General features: G+C 65.7%; 17 protein-coding genes. 2 read left to right on the plus strand and 15 right to left on the minus strand.

Annotated features, from left to right (window positions below):
• Positions 1-5 precede the first annotated feature (5 nt).
• Positions 6-944 carry a M23 family metallopeptidase gene (locus tag BC443_RS03625; RefSeq protein WP_247643211.1) on the plus strand — a complete coding sequence of 313 codons (939 nt, stop codon included), beginning with the start codon at positions 6-8 and terminating at the stop codon, positions 942-944.
• 230 nt (positions 945-1,174) lie between these two features.
• On the opposite strand, the gene BC443_RS03630 is transcribed toward BC443_RS03625, so the two are convergent.
• The 10 genes from BC443_RS03630 to hexR form a co-directional block, all read right to left on the minus strand.
• A complete protein-coding gene (locus tag BC443_RS03630; RefSeq protein ID WP_071230481.1) occupies positions 1,175-2,224 on the minus strand; it encodes a siderophore-interacting protein in 1,050 nt (349 codons plus the stop codon).
• A 187-nt stretch (positions 2,225-2,411) separates the two neighbouring features.
• The gene (locus BC443_RS03635; protein WP_071230482.1) at positions 2,412-3,023 is read right to left on the minus strand and encodes a superoxide dismutase; all 612 of its coding nucleotides are present in this window, start codon (positions 3,021-3,023) and stop codon (positions 2,412-2,414) included.
• Positions 3,024-3,319: 296 nt separating this feature from the next.
• Positions 3,320-4,051: a sulfate transporter CysZ gene (cysZ, locus tag BC443_RS03640; protein WP_071230483.1), complete on the minus strand. Its 732-nt coding sequence runs from the start codon at positions 4,049-4,051 to the stop codon at positions 3,320-3,322.
• A 104-nt stretch (positions 4,052-4,155) separates the two neighbouring features.
• Positions 4,156-4,884, minus strand: coding sequence for a phosphate signaling complex protein PhoU (gene phoU, locus BC443_RS03645; protein WP_071230484.1), 729 nt, complete (start codon positions 4,882-4,884; stop codon positions 4,156-4,158).
• 130 nt (positions 4,885-5,014) lie between these two features.
• Positions 5,015-7,255, minus strand: coding sequence for a DNA helicase II (gene uvrD, locus BC443_RS03650; protein ID WP_071230485.1), 2,241 nt, complete (start codon positions 7,253-7,255; stop codon positions 5,015-5,017).
• A gap of 78 nt (positions 7,256-7,333) precedes the next feature.
• Positions 7,334-7,954: a DUF1043 family protein gene (locus BC443_RS03655; RefSeq protein ID WP_071230486.1), complete on the minus strand. Its 621-nt coding sequence runs from the start codon at positions 7,952-7,954 to the stop codon at positions 7,334-7,336.
• Positions 7,955-8,137: 183 nt separating this feature from the next.
• Positions 8,138-11,500 carry an error-prone DNA polymerase gene (locus BC443_RS03660; protein ID WP_083387194.1) on the minus strand — a complete coding sequence of 1,121 codons (3,363 nt, stop codon included), beginning with the start codon at positions 11,498-11,500 and terminating at the stop codon, positions 8,138-8,140.
• Positions 11,497-13,119 (minus strand): DNA polymerase Y family protein, encoded by a 1,623-nt coding sequence (locus tag BC443_RS03665; protein ID WP_071230487.1) that lies wholly within the window; start codon positions 13,117-13,119, stop codon positions 11,497-11,499. The genes BC443_RS03660 and BC443_RS03665 overlap by 4 nt, the downstream gene beginning before the upstream one ends.
• Positions 13,070-13,681 (minus strand): translesion DNA synthesis-associated protein ImuA, encoded by a 612-nt coding sequence (imuA, locus tag BC443_RS03670; RefSeq protein ID WP_210766236.1) that lies wholly within the window; start codon positions 13,679-13,681, stop codon positions 13,070-13,072. The genes BC443_RS03665 and imuA overlap by 50 nt, the downstream gene beginning before the upstream one ends.
• A 195-nt stretch (positions 13,682-13,876) precedes the next feature.
• Complete coding sequence (gene hexR / locus BC443_RS03675) at positions 13,877-14,734, minus strand: transcriptional regulator HexR (RefSeq protein ID WP_071230489.1); 858 nt, start codon at positions 14,732-14,734, stop codon at positions 13,877-13,879.
• Between the two features lie 200 nt (positions 14,735-14,934).
• Between hexR and BC443_RS03680 the strand changes: the two genes are divergently transcribed.
• A complete protein-coding gene (locus BC443_RS03680) occupies positions 14,935-15,123 on the plus strand; it encodes a hypothetical protein (protein WP_071230490.1) in 189 nt (62 codons plus the stop codon).
• Positions 15,124-15,310: 187 nt separating this feature from the next.
• Here the strand turns inward: BC443_RS03680 and BC443_RS03685 are convergent, their stop codons facing one another.
• The 5 genes from BC443_RS03685 to BC443_RS03705 all read right to left on the minus strand — a co-directional run bounded on the left by BC443_RS03685 (position 15,311) and on the right by BC443_RS03705 (position 22,622).
• The gene (locus BC443_RS03685; RefSeq protein ID WP_071230491.1) at positions 15,311-16,657 is read right to left on the minus strand and encodes a sodium-dependent transporter; all 1,347 of its coding nucleotides are present in this window, start codon (positions 16,655-16,657) and stop codon (positions 15,311-15,313) included.
• 214 nt (positions 16,658-16,871) lie between these two features.
• Positions 16,872-18,704 carry a phosphotransferase gene (locus tag BC443_RS03690; RefSeq protein WP_071230492.1) on the minus strand — a complete coding sequence of 611 codons (1,833 nt, stop codon included), beginning with the start codon at positions 18,702-18,704 and terminating at the stop codon, positions 16,872-16,874.
• Positions 18,705-18,765: 61 nt separating this feature from the next.
• Complete coding sequence (locus BC443_RS03695) at positions 18,766-20,430, minus strand: dihydrolipoyllysine-residue acetyltransferase (protein ID WP_083387195.1); 1,665 nt, start codon at positions 20,428-20,430, stop codon at positions 18,766-18,768.
• Positions 20,431-20,439: 9 nt separating this feature from the next.
• Positions 20,440-21,417 (minus strand): transketolase C-terminal domain-containing protein, encoded by a 978-nt coding sequence (locus tag BC443_RS03700; RefSeq protein WP_071230494.1) that lies wholly within the window; start codon positions 21,415-21,417, stop codon positions 20,440-20,442.
• Positions 21,414-22,622 carry a thiamine pyrophosphate-dependent dehydrogenase E1 component subunit alpha gene (locus BC443_RS03705; protein ID WP_071230495.1) on the minus strand — a complete coding sequence of 403 codons (1,209 nt, stop codon included), beginning with the start codon at positions 22,620-22,622 and terminating at the stop codon, positions 21,414-21,416. The genes BC443_RS03700 and BC443_RS03705 overlap by 4 nt, the downstream gene beginning before the upstream one ends.
• Positions 22,623-22,722 lie beyond the last annotated feature (100 nt).

The following is a 22,722-nucleotide window of genomic DNA, read 5'->3' on the forward strand; positions in this document are numbered from 1 at the left end:
GCTGGTTGCCATCATCGTTTCCCCCGCCACCGCATCGGGTTATGGTGGCGGCATCCAGCGATACGGAGTTCGACCAGGTGCCGATCATTCTCTCCCTTTCCTCGTGGCGCCGACTGCTCGGCACCACCATCTTTGCCCTGCTGCTGTCATGCGTTACCGCCAGCGTCCGCGCCGACACCGCTCGTATCGATACCATCCCGATCACCTTTCCCGATAGCGTCCAGCAGGGGTCGATGGTGATCGGTCGCGTGCCGCCGGGCAGCCAGGTGACGACAGCGGGACGAAAGCTTCGCGTCACCGGCTACGGCACCGTGGTGTTCGGCGTGGGTCGCGATGCCAGCGGTGCCGAGCGCGTCGATGTCGTGACCCCGGACGGCCGGGAGCGTCAGGTATCGGTGGCGATCACGCCCCGGGACTGGCCGATCGAGCGCATCGATGGCGTGCCGCCCAAGACCGTCTCGCCGCCACCGGAAATCGCCCAACGCATCCAGCGCGAGCAGGCCGCCGTCAGCGCCCAGCGTACCCGCAACGACGACCGGGTGGGTTTCGCCCAGACCTTCGTCTGGCCGGTCGAGGGCCGTATCAGCGGGCGCTTCGGCAACCAGCGCGTCTACAACGGCACGCCGGGGTCGGCCCACTCGGGGATGGACATCGCCGCCGCCGAGGGCACGCCGGTCAAGGCGCCGGCCAGCGGCGTGATCACCTTCGCCGACGATCTCTACCTGACCGGCGGCACCGTACTGCTCGATCACGGTTACGGCATCAGCTCCAACTTCCTTCATCTCTCGCGAATCGACGTGGAAGTCGGCGACAGCGTCGAACAGGGGGACGTGATCGGCGCGGTAGGGGCGACCGGCCGCGCCACCGGGCCGCATCTGCACTGGGGCATGAACTGGTTCGATACGCGTATCGACCCGCTGCTGGTACTCGATAGGGCTAAATGAGCCCGAGCTTCGTCTGAAAAAGCGGCGAGCGATGGCAAGACCGGGGCGCGTAGCTAAGGCAAAAATTGGCGAAAACGGACCGGGCTGGCGCACCAGTTTACGTGGGTGTAAATGAGCACTTGACTCGCTCTGCTCGCCCTTCGGGTCGTCCTCCGGACGTTCTGAACTGAAGTTCAGTGAGCCGATTTTTAACGCCGTATGGGCGAGCGCAGACATTTTTCAGACGAAGCTCAGCGTTTCCAGTAGCCCGTGACCAGATGTTGCCCCTTCTGCAGCCCGAACTCCTGCTTGAGCCGCTTGCGCAGGCGCTGGCTGACATCCGCCTCGCCGGCGAACCAGACGAACAGATCGTCGCGGGTCGCGGGGATGGCCTCGGCGACCGCCGCGGCAAGCTGCTCGCTGGGCCCAAAGCCGCGACAGCGATAGCGCCACTGCACGTCGCAGTGGTCGGGTACCGGCAGCTCGAGGGCATCGACCGGCGATTCGACCTCCAGCCAGGCCTCGACACGGGCGTGCCCCGGCAGTGTCTCCAGCAGGCGAGAAATCGCCGGAATGGCGGTTTCGTCGCCGGCCAGCAGATAGTGCGAGGCCTCGGCGACGCCGCGTCCGTAAGGCCCGGCCATGCCGCAGAGATCCCCCGGCCTGGCACGCCGCGCAAAATCGCCTCCCGGCCCCGGCGCCTCGTGCAGCAGAAAATCGATCTCGACCTCGCCGCGAGCGACATCCAGGCGACGAATGGTGTAGTAGCGAATCTCGGCGCGCTCCTCTTCCGGCGGCCACTGGGTCCCGCCTTCCGCGGTAGGCCGCGGCCACTGCGGCCGCTCGATGCCGGCCGGCGGAAAGTGCAGGCGCACGTGCCACTCTTCCGGATGATCGAAGCGCGCCAAGTTCTCGCCACTCAGCGTCAGCCGCCGGATACTGGGGCTCAGATCCTCGATCCGTGTCACCCGCATCTCGCGGAAATTGGCGAAGGTCGGAGCCGCGACGACATCGCCGTGCCAGTGGAGCGGCAGTGCGTTCTCTCCCGCGAAGAGCGACACGTAGTGCTCGATGATGCCCCGCAGCGTCTCCAGGCCATCCCGCGCCTCGGCACGGGCTTCCATGTGCAATCCCACGCGGATCGCGGCGAAATGCGCCTCGCCCCCGGGCAGCTCAATCACCGTTAGGATGTCGTCGGCTCGATAGGCGACGTCGTACTCGTCCAGAAACGCTCTCAGGCGCAATTGAAAATTATTTACATCGGTGAGCGTCAAAGTGGCGTCGCAGCGAAGTGCAGTCATGATGTGGGATCGTCTTGCAGCAGTGGGGCGGTGGCGTGCGGAGCTTGGAATCGGCGGGAGGCCTATGTCGTCAGCCTATCAGAAAAGCGCTGGCGGTGGGAATCGATGCAAGATGCCCCCGCTCCGGGATGAAACCGAAGCGGGGGCATCTCGAACTGGCTTATGCCGAGACAGTCAGCGCCAAGGATCAGGCGGTGGCTTCGGCATAGCGACGATTGACTTCGTCCCAGTTGATGACGTCGAAGAACGCGGCGATGTAATCCGGACGCTTGTTCTGATACTTCAGGTAGTAAGCGTGTTCCCAGACATCCAGGCCGAGGATCGGCGTCAGGCCTTCCATCAGCGGGCTGTCCTGGTTCAGGGTATTGATGACCTTGAGCTTCTTATCCGGAGTCACGACCAGCCAGGCCCAGCCACTGCCGAAACGACCGGCTGCAGCTTTCTTGAACTCTTCCTTGAAGGCGTCGTAGCCGCCGAGTTCGCTGCTGATCGCTTCACCGACCTTGCCGGTCGGCTCGCCACCGCCGTCCTTGGACATCACGGTCCAGAACAGCGAGTGGTTGGCGTGACCGCCACCGTTGTTGATGACTGCCTGACGCTTGTCCTGCGGAACCTTCTCGATATCGGCCATCAGCTTGTCGACCGGCACGTCCTCGAGACCCGTACCTTCCAGCGCGGCATTGAGGTTGTTGACGTAAGTCTGATGGTGACGAGTGTGGTGAATCTCCATCGTCATCGCGTCGATCTTGGGTTCCAGCGCGTCATACGCATAGGGTAGCGACGGTAAGCTATGAGCCATGATCAAAACTCCCTTTCGTGAGGAGGCATTGCCCGACGTGGGCGCCTCTCGGGTGAATCAAAATAGTGAGCAACGCATGGCAGTGTCAAGCGAACCCGACTCAGATATGGCGCTGCTCGGGAAAACTATCGCTTTGATTTCACTAGGATTTGTAGAATCCCCGATGCGCCTGGCTCCGGACCTTCGACAAACCCTCGTGCCGTACCTTCCTACATGGCGTGCAACGGTGCCGCTTTCAACCCCGGCCGGCGTTTTTCTCGCCGGCCGGGCAGCCGCCCGCGCTCAGCGGCCCGCGTTCAGCGGCTCACGGCCGGCACCATGTTGCGGTAATAGCGGTCCCACAGCATGACGCCACCGGCAACGCCACCGGGCAGCAGGATCAGGTTGAGCACCGGCACCCAGGTGGCCATGGACATGCAGGCGCCGTAGGTCAGCGTCGGCCACCAGCGGGCGCGCAGGCGACGACGCATGTCGGTAAACCCGACCTGGTTGTTGTCCATCGGGTAGTCGAGATACTGGACGGCCATCATCCAGGCGGAGAACGCCGCCCACAGGAAGGGCGTGATCAGATTGAGGCCGGGCACGAATCCCATCAGGAACAGAACCGCCATGCGCGGCAGGATATAGCCCAGCTTGACCAGTTCCCGCCCCAGCGCATCGACGCCGGCCTTCATCAGCCCGCGCTCGTCGCTTGGCGGCCGGCCAGTGACGCGCGTTTCCACCTTCTCGGCCAGAAAGCCGTAGAACGGTGCCGCGATCAGGTTGGAAACCAGGGTGAAGGTGAAGAAGACGATCAGCGCCAGGGCGACGACCAGCAGCGGCCAGATCAGCCACTCCAGCCAGGTCAGCCAGTCGGGTATCTGGCGCATGCCGTAGTCGAGCCAGCCGCCGAAGTTTTCGAAGAGATAGAAGATCGTGCCGCCGTAGAGCAGCAGGTTGACCAGCACGGGGCCAATCACGAAACGACGCAGGCCGGGCTCGAACACCAGGCGCGTGCCACTGAAAATCACTTGCAGGGAGTAGATCATGCCAAATCCGCCGAACAGACAAACCGTTGCGAGGTCGACACGCTAACACAGTCCGAACGGCGGAGCGCTAGCCCCGAGCGAGTCGACGCCCGAGGGGTTCAGCGTTAGCGGCCCTTGCCCAGGAGCTCGTGATCGAGATCGCTGACCGAGGTGTGGCGGATGTCGCGGCCCTTGACCAGATAGATGACGTGCTCGGCCAGGTTGTCGGCGTGATCGCCGATCCGCTCCAGCGCGCGCAGCACCGTCATCACGTTCAGCACGCCGCCGATGGAGCGCGAATCTTCCATCATCAGGGTCGCCAGCGAACGCATGGCAGTGGTGTATTCGCTGTCCACCGAGGCATCTTCCGCTACCACTTTCAGCGCCAGCTCGGTGTCGAAGCGGGCGAAGGCAGTCAGCGAATCGCGCAGCATGTTGCCGACGTGTTCGCTGATGTGGCGAATCTCGACGCTACCCTGGGGAATCCGACCGGCTTCGATCAGATCGAGCGCATTGCGCGCGATCTTGTTGGCTTCGTCGCCCATCCGCTCGAGATCGTTGGTGGCCCGGATGACCGCGATGACCAGGCGCAGGTCGGAAGCGGCCGGCTGACGCCGGGCCAGTATCCGCACGCACTCCTCGTCGATCTTGAGCTGCATCCCGTTGACGCTGGCGTCGTTGTCGCGCACGCGAATCGCCAACTGGCTATCGCCCTCCAGCAGCGCCGTCAGGGCTTCCTGGAGCTGCTTCTCGACCAGTCCGCCCATCGCCATCAGCTGGGTCTTGATGGTTTCCAGGTCCTGGTTGTACTGCTGCGAGATGTGCTGACTGTGGGTATCGCTGGTGATATCCATGTGTGACTCCAAATGAGGCGCGACGAGAAACCGGGGCGCGACGAGAAACAGCAACGCGGTGAACGTTTTACGACTTATCTCGCCATTCTGGCACAAGAGTATTGCAAACAGATGACGCTGCCGACTGCCGTTACAACGGGGTCAGCTTGGCGAAGCCCAGCACCAGCCACTTGTCGCCCTCGCCCTCGAAGCTGACATGCACTCTGGCGCGGGCGCCTTCCCCTTCGGCATCGAGGATCACGCCCTCGCCGAACAGCGGATGGCTGACGCGCTGGCCGAGCGACAGCGAAGGGAGATCGCCGCTGGCCTCGACACCCTGCTGGCGCAACGAGCCCACGTTGGGCCGGGACGTCACCGGGCGCGATACCTGCCCGCGCAGGCGCACTTCCTCGAGCAGTTCCTCGGGGACTTCCCGTAAAAACCGCGACGGCCGCGCCATGGTCTCGCGGCCGTGCAGGCGGCGGATCTCGGCATAGGTGAGATAGAGCTTGCGCATGGCGCGGGTCATGCCGACATAGCAGAGCCGGCGCTCCTCCTCGAGGCGTCCCGGCTCTTCCAGCGACATCTTGTGCGGGAACAGGCCCTCTTCGATGCCGGCCACGAACACCACCGGAAATTCCAGCCCCTTGGCCGAGTGCAACGTCATCATCTGCACGCAGTCCTCGAATTCGTCGGCCTCGTGATCGCCCGCGTTGAGCGCTGCCTCCGCCAGGAACGGTTCCAGCGCCGCGGCGCCTTCGCCGACCTCCTGCAGATCGATCGGGTTGGCCTGCGCATTCTGCGAGAATGCCCGCGCCGCGTTGATCAGTTCTTCCAGGTTCTCGACCCGCGCCTGACCTTTCTCGCCCTTCTCGCTGCGGTGGTGCTCGATCAGGCCGGAGATCTGGATCACGTGCTCGATGATCTCGTAGAGCGCCATGCCGGCGGTATCGTTGTCGAGACGTTCGATCAACTCGGCGAAGGCATTGACCGCATTGCCCGCGCGGCCCTTGAGCGTGCCGTCGCTCAGGCTGTCGTGCAGCGACTGCCACAGCGAGACATTGGTATCACGGGCGCGGCCACGCAGGATCTCCACCGTGCGCGTGCCGATCCCGCGGGCCGGCACGTTGATCACTCGTTCCAGCGACGCGTCATCCTCGCGATTGAGCAGCAGGCGCAGGTAGGCCAGCGCGTTCTTGATCTCCAGGCGTTCGTAGAAGCGCTGACCGCCGTAGATGCGATACGGCACGCCGCTGCGGATCAGCGCCTCCTCGATCACCCGGGACTGGGCGTTGGAGCGGTAGAGGATCGCCATCTCGCGCCGGGCGACGCCGTTGCGAGACTGCTCGCCGATGGTATCGACGATGAAGCGCGCCTCGTCGAGATCGTTGAAGCCGGCATAGACGGAGATCTTGTCGCCAGCATCGCCGTCGGTCCACAGCTCCTTGCCCATGCGCCCGCTGTTGTGGCTGATCAGCGCGTTGGCGGCATCCAGAATGGCGCTGGTGGAGCGATAGTTCTGCTCCAGGCGCACGGTCCGGGTGTTGGTGAATTCGGTCTCGAAGCGGCGGATGTTCTCGACCTTGGCCCCGCGCCAGCCGTAGATCGACTGATCGTCGTCGCCGACCACGATCATGGCCGCACTGTCGTCATCGCCCTTCCCATTGCCATCAGCGCCGGCCAGCAATTTCAGCCAGGCGTACTGCAGGGTGTTGGTGTCCTGGAATTCGTCGACCAGGATATGGCCGAAGCGCTCGCGGTAATGCTTGAGCAGCGCCGGCGTATCCCGCAAAAGCTCCAGGCTGCGCAGCAGCAGCTCGCCGAAGTCGACCAGCCCGCCGCGTTCGCAGGTCAGCTGATAGAGCTCGTAGAGCTCGACCATCCTGGCCATGTAGGCGTCGCCGTGGGTCGCCACCTGCTGCGGGCGCAGTCCCTCCTCCTTGCAGCCGCCGATGAAATACTGCACCTGCTTGGGCGGATAGCGCTCGTCGTCGACGTTGTGGTCCCGTAGCAGACGCTTGACCAGCCGCAACTGGTCGTCGCTGTCGATGATCTGGAAATGCTGGGGCAGACGCGCGTCGTGCCAGTGGGTACGCAGCAGGCGATGCGCGATGGAGTGGAAGGTGCCGACCCACATGTTGCGCAGCGACGCCCCCTGCAGCGCCTCGAGACGTGTGCGCATCTCGCGGGCGGCCTTGTTGGTGAAGGTCACCGCCAGAATGGCATAGGGGGAAACGCCTTCGACCTGCATCAGCCACGCGATGCGATGCACCAGCACTCGGGTCTTGCCCGAACCGGCGCCGGCCAGTACCAGCATATTGCCGGGCGGCGCGGCGACGGCCTCGCGCTGATTGGCGTTGAGGGAGTCGATTAGTGCCGAGACATCATCCATTGGAAACCGTGCGGGGCCTTGCTGCTGGAAAGGGGAAGAGCGCGCCAGCTTAACACAGCCGGCCAGCCCCGCCTGGCGTCAGGCGCTGCCTGATGCCCTGCTCGGGGCGCCTCCGCGCTTGCTGGCGGCATCTTCGGCGGCGGCGTGAATCGCCGCATCCTGCGGACGCCCGGTCGACGACCCGGACGTGCCGGCAGAAGCCGGAGCATCGGTCTTCGTCTCGCGCGTCTTCGTGGCGCTCATGGCGGCGCTGTCAGGCTTGCCGGTGGCCGGCGCCTTGTGCGCTGTCTGGGGCTCGGTCGCTTCCGTCTCGGTGGCCCGGGTCTTGGTGGTCTGGACCTCGGTAGCGGCCGAACGGGAGGCCGTGTCCGGCTCGTGCAGATCCTGGGTGATCGCTTCCGGCTTGGGCGGCGGCTCGATCACCGTTTCGTGGTGCATGTCGGCGAGCTTCTCGGCTCCCTTCGCGACATGGTGATACATCTCGCGATAGTCCTCGACCATCCGCGTCATGGTCGCGGAAACCTGCTCGAAGTGCTCGCGAACGTCTTCCTTGTAGGCATTGTGCTCGCGATTGAGCTCGCGCATCGGTTCGGTGTTGTGGCCGCCCATCCTGGTTCCCAGCCAGTAGCCGACCAGTACCCCGATGGCCCCCACGGCCACCGCGATGGCAATCCAGGGCCCTACGCCAATGCTCTCCATAAATCAGCCGCCTCTTGAGTTGTTTGAAGGAAAAATCGTTGCTGCGAAATACGCCACAATAAAGACCGGCAGCGCAGCACAATGGTTCCTTACCTAATCACAGGAGCACGCCGTTTTGCCAGCCCGCGCTATCGCGCTCCTAGTCGTCCGCACCGCCCCACAGCGCGTGCGACGGGAGCCGGACTAATGAAAATCCCGACTGCGCGTGCTCAGCCCCTCCAGCAGGCCGGTGAGATCGATCAGCCCTCTGGCAATCACGTGGCGCACGCCCGCCTGGCTTTCCAGCTTGCCCACTACCCGCAGCAGCCGAGACTCGAGCAGGACCCGGCGATAGCGTACGGCGAGATGCGGCCAGACCACGACATTGACCATGCCGAATTCGTCCTCGAGGGTCAGAAAAGTCACCCCCTTGGCGGAGCCGGGACGCTGGCGTCCGACCACCAGTCCGGCGATCGCCACGCCGACATCCCCCGGCAGCTCGGCGAGGCGCCTGGAATCCACCACGCCGCCCAGACCGCGAATGCCATCCGACCGGCAGCGCTGGCGCAGCAGCGACATCGGATGCGGCCCCAGCGTGGTGCCGAGCGTGGCGTAATCCGCCTTGATCGCTTCGCCGATCTCGACAGCCGGCAGCGCGAGCGACTCCTCTTCGCTATCGAACTCGATACCATTTTGGGCAAACAGCGGCAGCGACGCCTCGACACCGGCCGTGGCCCAGCGCGCCCGATGGCGATCTCCTGCCAGCCCCTCCAGCGCACCAGCATCGGCGAGCCGTGACAGCACCGCCCGCTTGACCCCGGATCGTGCCGCCAAGCGTTCGACGCTATCGCAACCCGGCGTGTCGCGCGCCGCCAGCAGCCGTTCGCCGTCGCTCTCGGCGAGCCCCTTGATCATGTGCAGCCCGAGCCGGATCGCCAGGGCGCCGGTACTGGTAGAGGCAACCTCCAGCGTGCTCTCCCACTGGCTCTGGCGGATGTCGACCGGGCGCACCTCGACGCCGTGACGGCGGGCATCCTGCAGGACCTGATCCGGCGAATAGAAGCCCATCGGCCAGCTGTTGATCAGGGCGCAGGCGAAGATCGCCTGTTCGTGGCACTTGAGCCAGCAGCTGGCGTAGGTCAGCAGGGCAAAGCTGGCGGCGTGAGATTCGGGAAAGCCGTAGCTGCCGAAGCCCTTGATCTGCTCGAAGATGCGTTCGGCGAACTCCAGCGCGTAGCCGCGTTCGAGCATGCCCTCGATGATGCGTTTGCGATGCGGCTCGAGACCACCGTGGCGCTTCCACGCCGCCATCGAACGCCGCAACTGGTCCGCCTCGCCGGGGCTGTAACCCGCCGCTTCCACCGCCAGCGCCATCACCTGTTCCTGGAACAGCGGCACGCCCAGAGTGCGCTTGAAGACGTCTTCGACGGCCTTCGACGGATAGGTGATCGGCTCCTCGCCGTTACGCCGCTTGAGATAGGGATGCACCATGTCGCCCTGGATCGGCCCGGGGCGCACGATCGCCACTTCGATCACCAGGTCGTAGAACGTGGCCGGCTTGAGCCGGGGCAGCATCGCCATCTGGGCGCGGGATTCGATCTGGAACACGCCGAGAGTATCGGCGCGCTGGATCATCGCGTAGGTCTCGGCGCACTCCTTGGGGATCGTCGCCAGCGCGTAATCGATACCGCGATGGAGACGCAGCAGATCCAGACTGCGCCGCAGCACCGTCAGCATGCCCAGCGACAGCACGTCGACCTTGAGCAGCCCGACCAGATCGAGATCGTCCTTGTCCCACTGGATCACCGTGCGCTCCGCCATGGCGGCGTTTTCCACCGGCACCAGCGTCTGCAACGGCGCATCCGAAATCACGAAGCCCCCGGGATGCTGGGAGAGATGGCGCGGAAAGCCAACCAGCGTACCGGCCAGCACCAGCAGACGCTGGAGCATCGGCTCCTCCGGCTCGAAACCCTGTTCGCGCAGCCGTGCTTCGTCGGGAATATGATCGGTCCAGCGCCCGGCGCAGCGGGCGAGCCGGTCGATACGCTCCGGCGCGAAGCCCAGTGCCCGGCCGATATCGCGGATCGCCCCGGCAGCGTGATAGTGGCTGACCACGGCGGTCAGCGCCGCCCGGTGCCGCCCGTAGCGGCGGAAGACGTACTGGATCACCTCCTCACGGCGTTCGTGCTCGAAATCGACATCGATATCCGGCGGCTCGTCGCGCTCGCGGGAAATGAAGCGCTCGAACAGCAACGCCGTGCGCGACGGATCGATCTCGGTGATTCCCAGCGCGTAGCAGACCGCCGAGTTGGCCGCCGAGCCGCGCCCCTGGCACAGGATGTGCTGCTGCCGCGCGAAGTCGACGATGTCATGCACGGTGAGGAAATAGTGCTCGTAGCCAAGCTCCTCGATCAGCGCGAGCTCGTAGTCGATCTGTGCAGCCGTCTTCTCGGGCACGCCCGCCGGCCAGCGTCGTTGGCACCCGCTGGCGGTCAGCTCGCGCAGCCACTCGGCCGGCGTCTTGCCGTCCGGCACCACCTCGTGGGGATAGGTGTACTCAAGCTCGCCGAGATCGAAGTCGCAGCGCGCTGCCAGCGCCACGCTCTCGGCCATCAGCTCGGCGGGATAGAGCGCGGACAGCGCATCGCGGCTGCGTAGATGGCGCTCGCCGTTGGGGAACAGCGCGTCTCCCGCCTCGAACACGCTCTGGTGATGACGAATCGCGGTGAGACAATCCTGCAGCGCCCGCCGGCCCCGGGCATGCATGTGAACGTCCCCCGTCGCCAGCGCCGGTATGCCCAGCTCGCCGGCCAGCGCCTGCAGTCGGGTCAGACGCGCGGCGTTGTCGCAGCCGTTCTCGAAACCGTAGTGGAGCTCTACCGCCAGCCACAGCCGATCGGGGAAGGCGCGTGCCAGCCGCTCGCCCACCTCATTATCACCTACCCCACGATCACCCATCTTACGATCCGGCACTGCCTCGGGAATCCACAGCGCGAACAGACCGTCACCGCCATCGAGTTCGTCGAGATCCGAGGCGAGCAGCCGGTATTCGCCCTTGGGCGCGCGCCCGCGAACGCGGGTGATCAATCCGCAGAGCGCCTCGTAGCCACACCGGTTCTCCACCAGCAGCACCAGCTTGATGCCGCATTCGGTACGAAATTCGGCACCGACGATCAGGTCGACGCCATGCTCCCGCGCCGCCTGCCAGCCACGCACGATGCCGGCCAGCGTGGCCTCGTCGGTGATCGCCAGGGCACGGTAGCCGAGCCGTGCGGCGCGCTCGAAAAGCTCGTGCGCGGTCGACGCACCGCGCTGGAAGCTGAACGCGGAGAGACAGTGCAGCTCGGCGTAGGGTTTTCCAAAGGCGCCCGAGGCCGCGCCGATTCTACAGCCGCCCTTTTTATCGGTGCCCAGTGCCGCACCCGGTGCCGCGCCCAGGCTTTGTCGTGCGTCCGAAGCGGCAGCGTCGGGCCGCGATAAGGCGGCAGCGTCGGGCCGCGATAAGGCGGCAGCGTCGGGCCGCGATAAGGCGGCAGCGTCGGGCCGCGATGAAAAGCCATCGTTCATCCGAACCATCCGTGCAGATACCAGCCCTGCCGACCCGGCTCGCACCAGACCCAGGCGTGGCGGCCGTCGACCCACTGGGCCAGATAGTAGTCGCGCCGGATGTCGCCGCCGTCCCACCAGCCGCTTTCGATCCGCTCCGGCCCCGCCAGCAGCTGCAGCACGTCGCCATCGCAGCGCTGGGGCGTGGGGGTCAGCCAGCCGGGGCGCGTCGGGCCGGCGCTGGCGTCACGCGCCCGTGGGCCGGCGCCGTCGATCACCGCCATTTCCGGGCGATGCTCGCGGTACTCGATCAGCGGCTTGAGTACCGGCTCGCCCAGCCGCGCGACCAGCCGCTGATGCAGCGTCGCCCAGGCCTGGGCCTGGCGGGCCGGCCCTTCCAGCAGCTCCCGCCGGACCGGCGCGTAGGCCGACAGGCGCGGCGCGGAGAGCGTCAAGCTCATCACCGGGCCGGCGAGGCGCACGCGCTCCAGATGCGCACGGGTCAGCTCGAGCAGGGTATCGGGGTCGCGCTGTACCGCCAGCAGGCCGATCTCGACGGCCTGCGTCGGCCCGTCCTCCAGTTCGAACGTCAGGCGGAACCGCTCGACGCCCGCGTCCTGGCCCATCAGAAACGCGGCCAGCTCCTGCAACAGGCGCTTGAGCGGAAAGGCCAGCCCCGCCAGGGCATGCACCGGCTGATCGAATTCGAAGGTACGGGAAAAACGCGGCGTGGGACGATGGTAATCCAGCGCCAGCGGCCACTCCCCGCGCAGCTCGCTCAGATGACGCAGCAAACCGCCACCGAAACGTCGGGCCAGGGCGCTGCGCGGCAGGGCGAACAGCTCGCCCAGGCGCTGGAAACCGCTACGCTTGAGGGTCTGCACGATGTCCTGGCCGGCATCGATGTTCGCCAGCCCGGCACGGTCGAGGCGCAACGCGGCCAGCGCCGGCTCCAGCCCGGCGTCGTCCACCGCCAGCCCGTCGTGGACATTGACCAGCACCCGCGCCGCCGCCGGATTGGGGGCGATCACCAGCCGATGCGAAAAGCCGAGTTCGGCGAGCTCCGACCGCAGCCGCGCCTCCAGCCGCGGCCAGGGGCCCAGCAGATCGAGGCTGCTGGCGACCTCGAACACCAGCGCGTGCGGATAGTGCAGGCTGACCTGAGCGCTGAAGCCGTAGGCCCAGCTCGCCAGACGCCGCCGCCAGCGCTCGACGGATTCGGCATCGAACGGCGCCGTCTCGAGCCGCTGACTCGAACCGGATCGAGAACCCCTATCTGGCGCGGAGTTGGGCGCGTTGGAAAGCGGCGCGGAGTTGGGCGCCCTGGAAAGCGGCGCGGAGTTGGGCGCCTTGGAAAGCGGCGCGGCTCCGGGCGCCTTAAAAAGCGGCGCGTTAAACAGCGCTTCGGCGAAGCCTCTCGCCTGACCGGGTTTGACGCCCTGCTCGCGGGCGGCGCGATTGGCAGCGCGAATGCATTGGCGCTGCGCCGGGCCATCGACCAGCGCGAAGGGCGCCTCGGGGTCGGCACGACGACGCAGCGCCCCCTCCAGCGCCAGACGCGGAAACAGCAGGCAGACCCAGCGCATGGCGTCACGCCCCGGTGCCGAAGGCGATTCGCCGCGCGGGCGGAAAGCCGCCACGGCACTTGAGGATCTCCAGCTCGGCATGCCGGTGCAGCCGTAACCGGAGCGGCGCCGGCGACGCCTCGGACACCTTCGCCAGCGGCCGGTGGACGAAAGCCAACGTGTTGCCGCTCGCCGCCGCCACCTGCAACCGCCGCATGAGGCGGCTATCGGCCTGCGGCAGCCAGGCGACGACGGCCGCGCAGCAGCCGGCGCGCAGGCACTGCTCCGTCGCCCACAACGCCTCGCGGCCCTGCACGTCGAGCCAGTGACACTGCTCCAGCGCCACGCCCGCCTGCCGCCACGCCGCCGGATACGGCACGCCCGGTGGCGAAACCAGCACCACCGGCCGGCCTTCCCGGGTCATCCGCGAGATCACTGGCCACAGCAGGGCCAGTTCCCCGTTGCCGGCGCCCGCCGACAGCAGCTCGCTGACCGCGGCCGACGGCCAGCCACCCCCCGGCAGGATCGCATCGAGCGCCGCATGCCCGCTGGCGATCGCCTCGCCGCCCTGGCTATCGGCACCGGCCTGGGCGCGCCAGACCTGACGGCTATCGAGCAGGGATTCCAGGCTACTCATCGACCGCCCCCCGTATCGGGCAATGGCAGCGATATCCATCGGAAACAGCGAGAAGCGAGTGACGACATGACGGTGGCCGGGACGGTTGAAACGTTGTCACCAGTGTCACTCAGAACACGATTACTGTCTATATATACAGTATTCGAGACACAAAAAACGCCGAGCGAAGTCGGCGTTTCCCTAGTCATGAAGCCGTCACGACACGTTGTTGGACACCCGCAGCGACCCCAGGCTGCGCTTGATCGCCTTGAGCTGATCGGTGATCTGCGGCCCGCGGTTCTTGGCCACGCCCACGGCGAGCACGTCGATGGTCAGCAGATGGGCAATACGCGAGGTCATGGGGATGTAGACCTCGGTGTCTTCCTGCACGTCGATCGGCAGCGTCAGGGTCACCTCGCGGGCCAGCGGCGAATCGCTGGGACACAGGCCGATCACGGTCGCGCCGGCCTTGACCGCCGTCTTGGCGCTGGCGAGCAGCGCCCGGGTGCGGCCGGTCTGGGAGATCGCCACCACCACGTCGCCCGCTTTGAGGGTCGCGGCGGACATCGCCTGCAGGTGCGGGTCGGAGTAGGCCGACGTCTGGATCTGCAAGCGGAAGAACTTGTGCTGGGCATCGGCGGCAACGATCCCCGAAGCGCCGTAGCCGTAGAACTCGACCCGGTTGGCCACCGCCAGCGCCGCGATCGCCTTGCCCAGCGCCTCGTTGTCCAGCTGATCGCGGACCTGCTCGAGCGTCTCGATGGTGCTGTCGAAGATCCCGTGGGAGAACTCGGCCACGCTGTCGCCGTCGTTCATGGTGAACTGGGCGTACTGGCTTCCCCGCGCCATCATCTGCGCCAGCTTGAGCTTGAACTCCTGGAAGCCGGCCATGCCCATGGCACGGCAGAAGCGCACCACCGTCGGCTCGCTGACCTGCGCCTCGCTGGCCAGGTCGGTGATTCGCATCAGGATCACCTCTTCCGGATTGCGCAGCACGAAGCGCGCCACCTTCTGCTCGGAGCGGCGCAGGCGATCCATGTGCACACGCAATTCATCGAACAGCGAACGGCTCATGGCTGGCCCTCGGATAACGACATCGGATCTTCTCGGTCGGGAATCAGGCGCCCAGTATGCCCGAGTCACGCGGGCGGGAACACGCCGTCACGGCGCGTTGAAAGCATGAAAAAAGCTAGCCGTCACGATCTTGTCATCTTGGTTATAGTATGCATGTCGGGCGCGAACCGACAGATCTTAGGATGCCAGGAGATTCGATCATGAAGAGCGTCGAACACCTTCATGCCCTCAAGAGCGACATTCTCGAGATTTTCATGACGCTGGAAGTCAGCGAACATGAACAACGCAAGCGCAAGGCCGCCATTCGCTATCTCAAGGCCCGGCGCGGCATCGAACAGCGCCAGGAAAAGCGCCAGCTGGCGGAAGAGATCGCTGAGCTACCCGAATAGCTCGAATAGCTCGAATAACCCGAGCGGCCACCGCCACCCGCCGTTCGTCGGCCATAACGACCAGCGGCCGCGCCCCATCAAGGAACGCGACCGCTGCCTGCCCCGTCGGCACCCTCCCCGACGGCAGATTCCTGTCACGCTTCGAGACGTGACAAGATCCGTTGCGAACTACTGTTGCTAGCGATTATTACAAGCTGTTGAAGAACACCACGATCACCCCGATCGGCGCCACATAGCGCGACACGTAGTGCCACAGCACCCGGCCCTTCGGCCCCAGGCCCAGCTCCTGCTTCACGCCTTCGCTATCCAGGAACCACGCCGTGAAGACGATGGCGGCCAGCCCCGTCAGCGGCAGCATCAGCTTGCTGGTGAGCGCATCGAGCAGGTCGAAGACGTTGAAACCGAACGGCTGGAAACCGGACCAGACGTTGAACGCCAGCAGCGCGGCGATGCCCAGCGACCAGGTCGCCAGCGCGGCGACGAAGGCCGAAGCGACGCGCGACAGCGGCGTGCGCTCTTCCAGGAACTCCGTCACCGGCTCCAGCAGCGAGATCGCCGAAGTCAGCGCGGCTACCGTCAGCAGCGCGAAGAAGATCGTGCCGAACGCCAGCCCCCAAGGCATGTCGATGAAGGCCAGCGGCAGCGTCACGAACAGCAGCCCCGGGCCGGCGCTCGGATCGAGGCCGTTGGCAAACACCACCGGGAAGATCGCCATGCCGGCGCCCAGCGCAATCACCGTATCCAGGATCACCACGGTGCGCGCCGTCTTGATCAGGTTGACCTCCTGACCCAGGTAGGAGCCGTAGGCCATCATGATCCCCATCCCCAGCGACAGCGTGAAGAACGCATGCCCCAGCGCGGCGAGCACGACGCCGCCGTTGAGCTTGCTCCAGTCGGGCGAGAACATGAACGCGGCCGCCTCGCCGAAGCCGGCGGTGGTCGCGCCGAAGCCGATCAGCAGGACCAGCGCCACGATCAGCAGCGGCATCAGCCACTTGGCCGCCCGCTCCAGGCCGCCCTTGACGCCGCCGGCGACGATGCCGAACGTCAGCAGCATGAAGATCGTGTGCCAGAACAGCAGCGTGCCCGGCTGGCCCAGCAGCGTGGTGAAGTAGTCGCCCACATCGACCCCGCTCGACTGGCCCAGATCGCCGGTCAGCGTGCTCCAGGTGTAGTTGAGCGACCAGCCGCCGACGACGCTGTAGAACGAGAGGATCAGAAACGACCCCAGCACCCCGGCGATACCCACCAGCACCCAGTCCGGCGAGAGCTTCGAATCGCGGCTGAGCTTCTGCATGGTATTGATCGGGTTGGACTGCCCACGCCGGCCCAGCAGCCATTCGGACACCAGGATCGGCAAGCCGATCAGCGCGATACACGCCAGGTAGACGAGCACGAACACGGCGCCGCCGCTGTCGCCCACCATGTAGGGAAACTTCCAGATATTGCCGAGACCCACGGCAGAACCGGTCGCCGCCAGAACGAAGGCCGTTCGCGAGGACCACTGCGCATGGGTATGGGATTGCTTGGCCATGAATTCACCATCGAGTATTGCTGTTGTCGGAAACCCGCAGCGCTCCATGACGGGCGTCGGTCACGCGAGGGGGTTCTCGTGTCGGCGCGGATTATAACGATTCAGGTCCGTTTCATCCCCGTTTGGCCCATGAAATCGACCAAAAGGGTAAAAATCGTCCCCATAATGCAACGATAACGCATGAGCCACTGAGACGAACGAGACTTCGGAAACCTCACGCACCGGTATCGGCCGGCCGTGAACGATGCGCGAAATGTCGTGTGTTCTTGTAGGGCATCTTCATGTAGCCGGACACGCCGAGCCCGTCGATCTGCGGCACCGCCGCCAGCAGCGTCTCCAGGCAGTCGCGGAATTCCTCCTCCCGTGCCGGATCGAGCAGGCGGTAGTAGCTGTGGATCTTCAGGTGCGTCGACAACGCCTCGAAGATGATCATGCCGGTGTGGTGGATGGCGTTGAGGCGCGACAGCGCCTCGATCATCACCGGCGGCAGGCGCAGGAACTCCTCGGGATCCGGGCCATCCTCGAAGTAGGAGTGCTCGCGGCTGGCATCCTCCAGCTCCGGCGTCGGGCTGACCTCGTAGGGAATGGCGCAGCCGCGATCGGGCACGAACGGTCGGGAAGCGTCGTCGCGATCGACATGCAGGGTGCGCCGGGCGTTGAACAGGCACGCCTTGAACACGCCATCACGACGGCGAATCGCCCGGGCCAGGGTGACCATGTTGTTCACCGCCGCGACGAAGGCCGTCCGCAGCGACGGTTCGTTGAGACTCAGCGTGGTATCGAATTCGACGCCGGCCTCGCTCCAGCGCACCGCCAGGCCGCCCACCACCGGATACTTCCCCAGCCGCCCGACCGCGACCAGAAAGGCCTTTTCGAGATCGCCCATGCCCTGCATGAAATGCTTGTAGTAGCGATCGAACTGGACGTCATTGATTGCGCTCAAGGTGTCGTCGCGGTCTCCCCCGCGCAGTGACGTGTCATGCAGGACATCCTCGCGCAGAAACGCCTTGCGCGAGCTGTAGACCACCGTCTCGATCTCCTGCTCCAGCGAGCGCACCCACACCGGGACCAGCGGGATTTCCGGCGCCGCCTGTGGCTCACGGATGATGGTGCGGGCGATGCGCGGCATATGCTGGAGAAAGTAGTCCCCGGCCCGGCGGCGCAGCGCGGCGTCTTCGCTGAGCATGGCATCCAGCATCCGGGCGAACTCGACCGGCAGGCCCAGCGAGGTTGCCGGGATCGTCCCGTGGCCGAAGCGGCTGGACTGCGCGGTCGCCAGCGCATAGAGGGTCGCGGCGGCGCCCTGCTCATCGAAACGTGGCGACGACAACGCCCCGTTCAACTGTTCGTCGCCGATATAGTAGACATCGCCCATGCGGGCGTTGGTGTGCTGGAGATCGGCGGACATCAGCTCCATCACGTTACGCGACAGGAACTGGCCTTCGGCATCGAGCTGGGCGAAGACCGAGGAGCCCCAGTCGATCAGCGCGATCTGCTCGGTCCGCGCATCGAACATCAGATTCGAGGGTTTGATATCCCCGTGCACCACGAGTCGCCCCTCGGCGGACTCGCGGCGCAGCGTGCGCAGGATGTCCGCCAGCTGTGCCGCGATCCTGATCAACAGACGTGGCGCCAGCCGTCCCTCGCGCAGCGAGAACTCCTCCAGATTGATGCCCGGCGCGCGCGCCATCACCAGCATCGCCTGATGGCGCAGGGTGCGATAGGCGATGAGCCTGGGAACGCGGGGGTGATTCACCTGTTCGAGCATGAACGCCTCCTCCTCGAGGCGCTCGTGAAACGACTGCGGCAGGTTCTGGCGCGTGAACTTGAACACGTGGCTGGCGCCGGCGCCGTCGATGCCCGCGAAGACGAAGCCGTAGGCGCCCTTGCCGATCAGTTCGACCTCCCGATAGCCGACCTGGGCGAGCTGATGCCGACAGCGCTCGATCCACTCCCGCAGCTGTCGCGCCTGGCTCTGGCTGAGCAGATAGACCGACTGCTCCTCGGGAATGTAGAACTGCTGCAGCTCCGTCGATTCCGCCCCCATAGTCTATGGCACTCATGGCTTAGGTTCAGTCATTGGCTGTATCGTCCGATGAAAGGGGTCGCTAGCGCAGGTCGGCAAGCATCGTCTCCGGACCTTCCAGATACCCCTTCCAGCGATTGCAGAAACGCGCCATGGTGCCGCCATCCAGCACCCGATGATCGCCGGACCAGGTGACGGTCATGATCGACCGCGCCACTACGTTGCCGTCGGCATCGAAGCGCGGCAACCGCTGAACCCGGCCGAGCGCGACGATCGCCACCTCCGGCGCGTTGATGATCGGCATGGCGTAGGTGCCGCCGAGCACGCCGATGTTGGAGATGCTGATGGTGCCGCCCTTGAGATCGCCGGGTTCGACCCGCCCGTCGCGGGCCGCACGGGTCAGACGTTCCACCTCGCTCGCCACTTCGCGCAGGCTCAGCCGCTCGACGTGCTTGACGTTGGGCACCAGCAGGCCGCTGGCGCTGTCCACCGCCATGCCGATATGGCACGGGGTCTGATAGTGAATGGTATCGGCTGCCGTATTGAGCCGGCAGTTGAGCAGCGGAAATTCCGCCACCACCAGGGCCAGCGCCTTCATCAGCAGCGGCATCAGCGTCAGCCGTTCGCCGCGCGCCTCGAAATCGCCCTTGAGACGGTCCCGCAGCGCCAGCAGCTCGGTAACGTCGAACTCGTCGCCGTAAGCAAAATGCGGAATCGTGGACGCCGCTTCGCTCATTCGCCGCGCCATCACCGCACGCACACCGCGCAGCGGCTCGGTCCGCTCGTCGGAGGCAGCGTCCGACACTGGCGTTCCACGTCCCGGCGTTGCGGCTTCCGGCTGTGAATCCTGCGGCTTCGCACGGTGCTGTTCCTGGCGCATTTCCTGTTGCTGCTGAAATGCCAGCACGTCCTCCTTGAGCACCCGGCCATCCTTGCCGCTGCCGGGAATCTCCTCGAGACGCACGCCAAGCTCGCGCACCCGACGACGTACCGCCGGGCTGGCGGGGATGCGTCGCTGGCCGATGCCGGCCCTGCTCTCCGCTGCCGCACCGGCATCGGCCGAATCATGCCCCGCGTCGCCGTCGACGGCCCGAGGCACGTACGCGAACAGCGGCGCGTGGACTCTGGCGACCTCGTCGAGCTGGCAATACCGGAGCACCAGCCGGCCCGCTTCCGGCGCGGTGATCTCCATCACCGCCTTGTCGGTGCTGACCTCGACCACCGGCTGATCCTCGGCGATCTCGTCGCCCTCCTCGACACGCCAGGCCACCACCTCGCACTCGACGATCCCTTCGCCCAGATCGGGCAGAATGAAATCCTTCGACGCCACCGGTTCTGGCTTGTCCGCATTCGGTGCGGGCGGCTGCGGCGCTTCGTCTTCGGGCGTGGCGGCGATCGGCTCGGGTGGCCGAGCGTCGTGGTCGGATCGGGAGTCATGGTTGGATCGAGCGCCAGCGTCAGATCGGGAGTCATGGTGGGATCGAGTGCCGGAATCGGACCGGGCGCTCTCGTCGACGCTCTCGATGGCGAACAACGGCGCGTGAACCCGGGCCGTTTCGCCTTCGCGAACGTAGAGCCGCGTGACGCGCCCGGCCTCGGGGGCGGGGATCTCCACCAGCGCCTTGTCGGTGGTCACCTCGGCGACGGGCTGATCCTCGGCGATGATATCGCCCTCGCTGACCAGCCACTTCACCACTTCGCACTCGACGATGCCCTCGCCGATATCGGGCAGCAGGAAATCGCTCATCATCGCTCCTCAGAAGTCCATCGTGCGGTGGATGGCATCGAGCACCTTCAGCGGCCCCGGCATGTACTCCTTCTCGAGCGTCAGCGGGAACGGGGTATCCAACCCGGTGACGCGCTCGATCGGCGACTCCAGATAGAGAAAGCAGCGTTGCTGAATGGTAGCGGCGATCTCGGCGGCAAATCCCCCGGTCAGCGGCGCCTCGTGGCTGACGATCAGGCGCCCGGTCTTGAATACCGACGCCGCCACCGTCTCGATATCCCACGGCACGATGGTTCGCAGGTCGATCAGCTCGCAGGAGACGCCTGCCTCCTCGGCCATTTCGGCGGCCTGTTCGATCACTTCCATCTGCGCGCCCCAGGCCAGCAGCGTGATGTCGCTGCCCTCCTTGACGACTTCCGCCTGACGCAGCGGCAACTCGTAGTCGTCGTCCGGCACCTCGCCTACCGAGGCGCGATAGAGCCGCTTGGGTTCGAAGAAGATCACCGGATCCGGCGAGCGGATCGAGGCCAGCAGCAATCCCTTGGCCTGGTGCGGATTGCGCGGCACCACCACCGTCAGCCCCGGCGTGTGGGCGAAATACGCCTCCGGCGACTGGGAGTGATAATGGCCGCCGGCGATCCCGCCGCCGTAGGGCGCCCGCACGGTCAGGCCACCGACATCGAACAGGCTGCCGGAGCGATAGCGGAACTTGGCGGTCTCGTTCACCAGCTGATCGAAAGCGGGAAAGATATAGTCGGCGAACTGGATCTCGGCCACCGGCACCGAACCCTGGGCCGCCAGGCCGTTGGCGAAGCCGACGATGCCCTGCTCCACCAGCGGCGTATTGAAGCAGCGCTCGCGGCCGTACTTTTCCTGCAGATGGCTGGTGGCGCGGAACACGCCACCGAAAACGCCGACATCCTCGCCGAAGCAGAGCACGCGCTCGTCGACTGCCATGGCGGTATCCAGCGCGTTGTTGACGGCCTGGAGCAGATTCATCCGGCTCATGGCTGGCCCTCCGTCTCGGTGCTGCCATTAAGCCACGGCGCGCTTCTGGGATAGGCCTCGGGATGACGCCGAATATGCGCTTCCAGCGTTTCGAGCTGCTCGCGCAGCAGCGGGGGTGTCTCGGCATAGACATCGCTGACCAGCGTCTCGAGTGCCGGCGGGCGACGTTTTTCCGCCTGTTTCATGGTTTCCAGCACTTCGCGACGCAGCGACTCGGTCAGTTCGCGTTCTTCGTCTTCGTTCCACCAGCCGCGATCGAGCAGCCAGCGCTGCATCCGACGCAGCGGGTCTTTCTTGTGCCACGCCTCCTCTTCCTTCTTGCTGCGGTAGCCGGACGGATCGTCGGAGGAGGAATGGGCGGCCAGGCGATAGGTCATCGCCTCGATCAGCACCGGCTCGTTCTCCTCCACCGCCAGCCGTCGCGCCTCGCGGGTCGCCTCGTACACCGCCAGGATGTCGTTGCCATCGACGCGGATCGACTGCATGCGATAGCCGAAGGCGCGGGCCGCAACGCCGTCGCCGGCGAACTGCTCGGTGACCGGCGTGGAGATGGCGTAGCCGTTGTTCCGGCACAGGAAGATCACCGGCACCTTGTGTACCGATGCCATGTTGAGCGCGGCGTGGAAGTCTCCTTCCGAGGCCGCGCCTTCGCCGAAGATCGTCAGCGTGCAGTGGCCCTTGCCGGCCAGCTTCTGGCCGTAGGCGTAACCGGTGGCCTGGGGAATCTGGGTCGCCAGCGGCGAGGAGATCGTCAGATAGTGAAGATCCCGCGAGCCGTAGTGGATCGGCATCTGGCGGCCGTGGGCGGTGTCGCGCTCGTTGCCGAACAGCTGGTTCATGAACTCGTCGGTGGTGAAGCCGCGATAGGCCAGCGCCCCCTGCTCGCGGTACTGGGCCATGATCATGTCGGCGTCGTCCAGCGCCGCCGTGCTGCCGATCACCGCCGCCTCCTCGCCGGTGCACTGCATGTAGAAGCTCAGCCGCCCCTGACGCTGAGCCGCCATCATGCGCTCGTCGAGCACCCGGGTATAAAGCATGGCGCGATAGATGCGCCGCGCGGTGGTTTCGTCGAGAGAGGTCGACCCGGCATCCGCGTAGACGGTGCCATCGGGCTTGAGCAGGGTAAAGACAGGGATCTGGATGTCGTCGCCATTGGCAAAAACCGGCTTGTGGACGGGTTTTGCCGTGGATCGGGTCGTCTTCATGTGACGCTTCCTGGGCCGAGAATTCGGAACGCCTTATGAGCGGCTTTCAACGCATGACCTTGACGTTAATGTCAACTCGCTGCCATCCGACCTTGGTCTT

Origin of the sequence: Salinicola sp. MIT1003, from assembly GCF_001858555.1 — a bacterium.
GTDB classification, from domain to species: Bacteria; Pseudomonadota; Gammaproteobacteria; order Pseudomonadales; family Halomonadaceae; genus Salinicola; species Salinicola salarius.

Coding starts and splice junctions, on each gene's coding strand:
- BC443_RS03630 (WP_071230481.1), bottom strand. CDS start 2,224: ATGACTGCACTTCGCTGCGACGCCACTTTGACGCTCACCGATGTAAAT.
- BC443_RS03635 (WP_071230482.1), bottom strand. CDS start 3,023: ATGGCTCATAGCTTACCGTCGCTACCCTATGCGTATGACGCGCTGGAA.
- cysZ (WP_071230483.1), bottom strand. CDS start 4,051: ATGATCTACTCCCTGCAAGTGATTTTCAGTGGCACGCGCCTGGTGTTC.
- phoU (WP_071230484.1), bottom strand. CDS start 4,884: ATGGATATCACCAGCGATACCCACAGTCAGCACATCTCGCAGCAGTAC.
- uvrD (WP_071230485.1), bottom strand. CDS start 7,255: ATGGATGATGTCTCGGCACTAATCGACTCCCTCAACGCCAATCAGCGC.
- BC443_RS03655 (WP_071230486.1), bottom strand. CDS start 7,954: ATGGAGAGCATTGGCGTAGGGCCCTGGATTGCCATCGCGGTGGCCGTG.
- BC443_RS03660 (WP_083387194.1), bottom strand. CDS start 11,500: ATGAACGATGGCTTTTCATCGCGGCCCGACGCTGCCGCCTTATCGCGG.
- imuA (WP_210766236.1), bottom strand. CDS start 13,681: ATGAGTAGCCTGGAATCCCTGCTCGATAGCCGTCAGGTCTGGCGCGCC.
- hexR (WP_071230489.1), bottom strand. CDS start 14,734: ATGAGCCGTTCGCTGTTCGATGAATTGCGTGTGCACATGGATCGCCTG.
- BC443_RS03680 (WP_071230490.1), top strand. CDS start 14,935: ATGAAGAGCGTCGAACACCTTCATGCCCTCAAGAGCGACATTCTCGAG.
- BC443_RS03685 (WP_071230491.1), bottom strand. CDS start 16,657: ATGGCCAAGCAATCCCATACCCATGCGCAGTGGTCCTCGCGAACGGCC.
- BC443_RS03690 (WP_071230492.1), bottom strand. CDS start 18,704: ATGGGGGCGGAATCGACGGAGCTGCAGCAGTTCTACATTCCCGAGGAG.
- BC443_RS03695 (WP_083387195.1), bottom strand. CDS start 20,430: ATGAGCGATTTCCTGCTGCCCGATATCGGCGAGGGCATCGTCGAGTGC.
- BC443_RS03700 (WP_071230494.1), bottom strand. CDS start 21,417: ATGAGCCGGATGAATCTGCTCCAGGCCGTCAACAACGCGCTGGATACC.
- BC443_RS03705 (WP_071230495.1), bottom strand. CDS start 22,622: ATGAAGACGACCCGATCCACGGCAAAACCCGTCCACAAGCCGGTTTTT.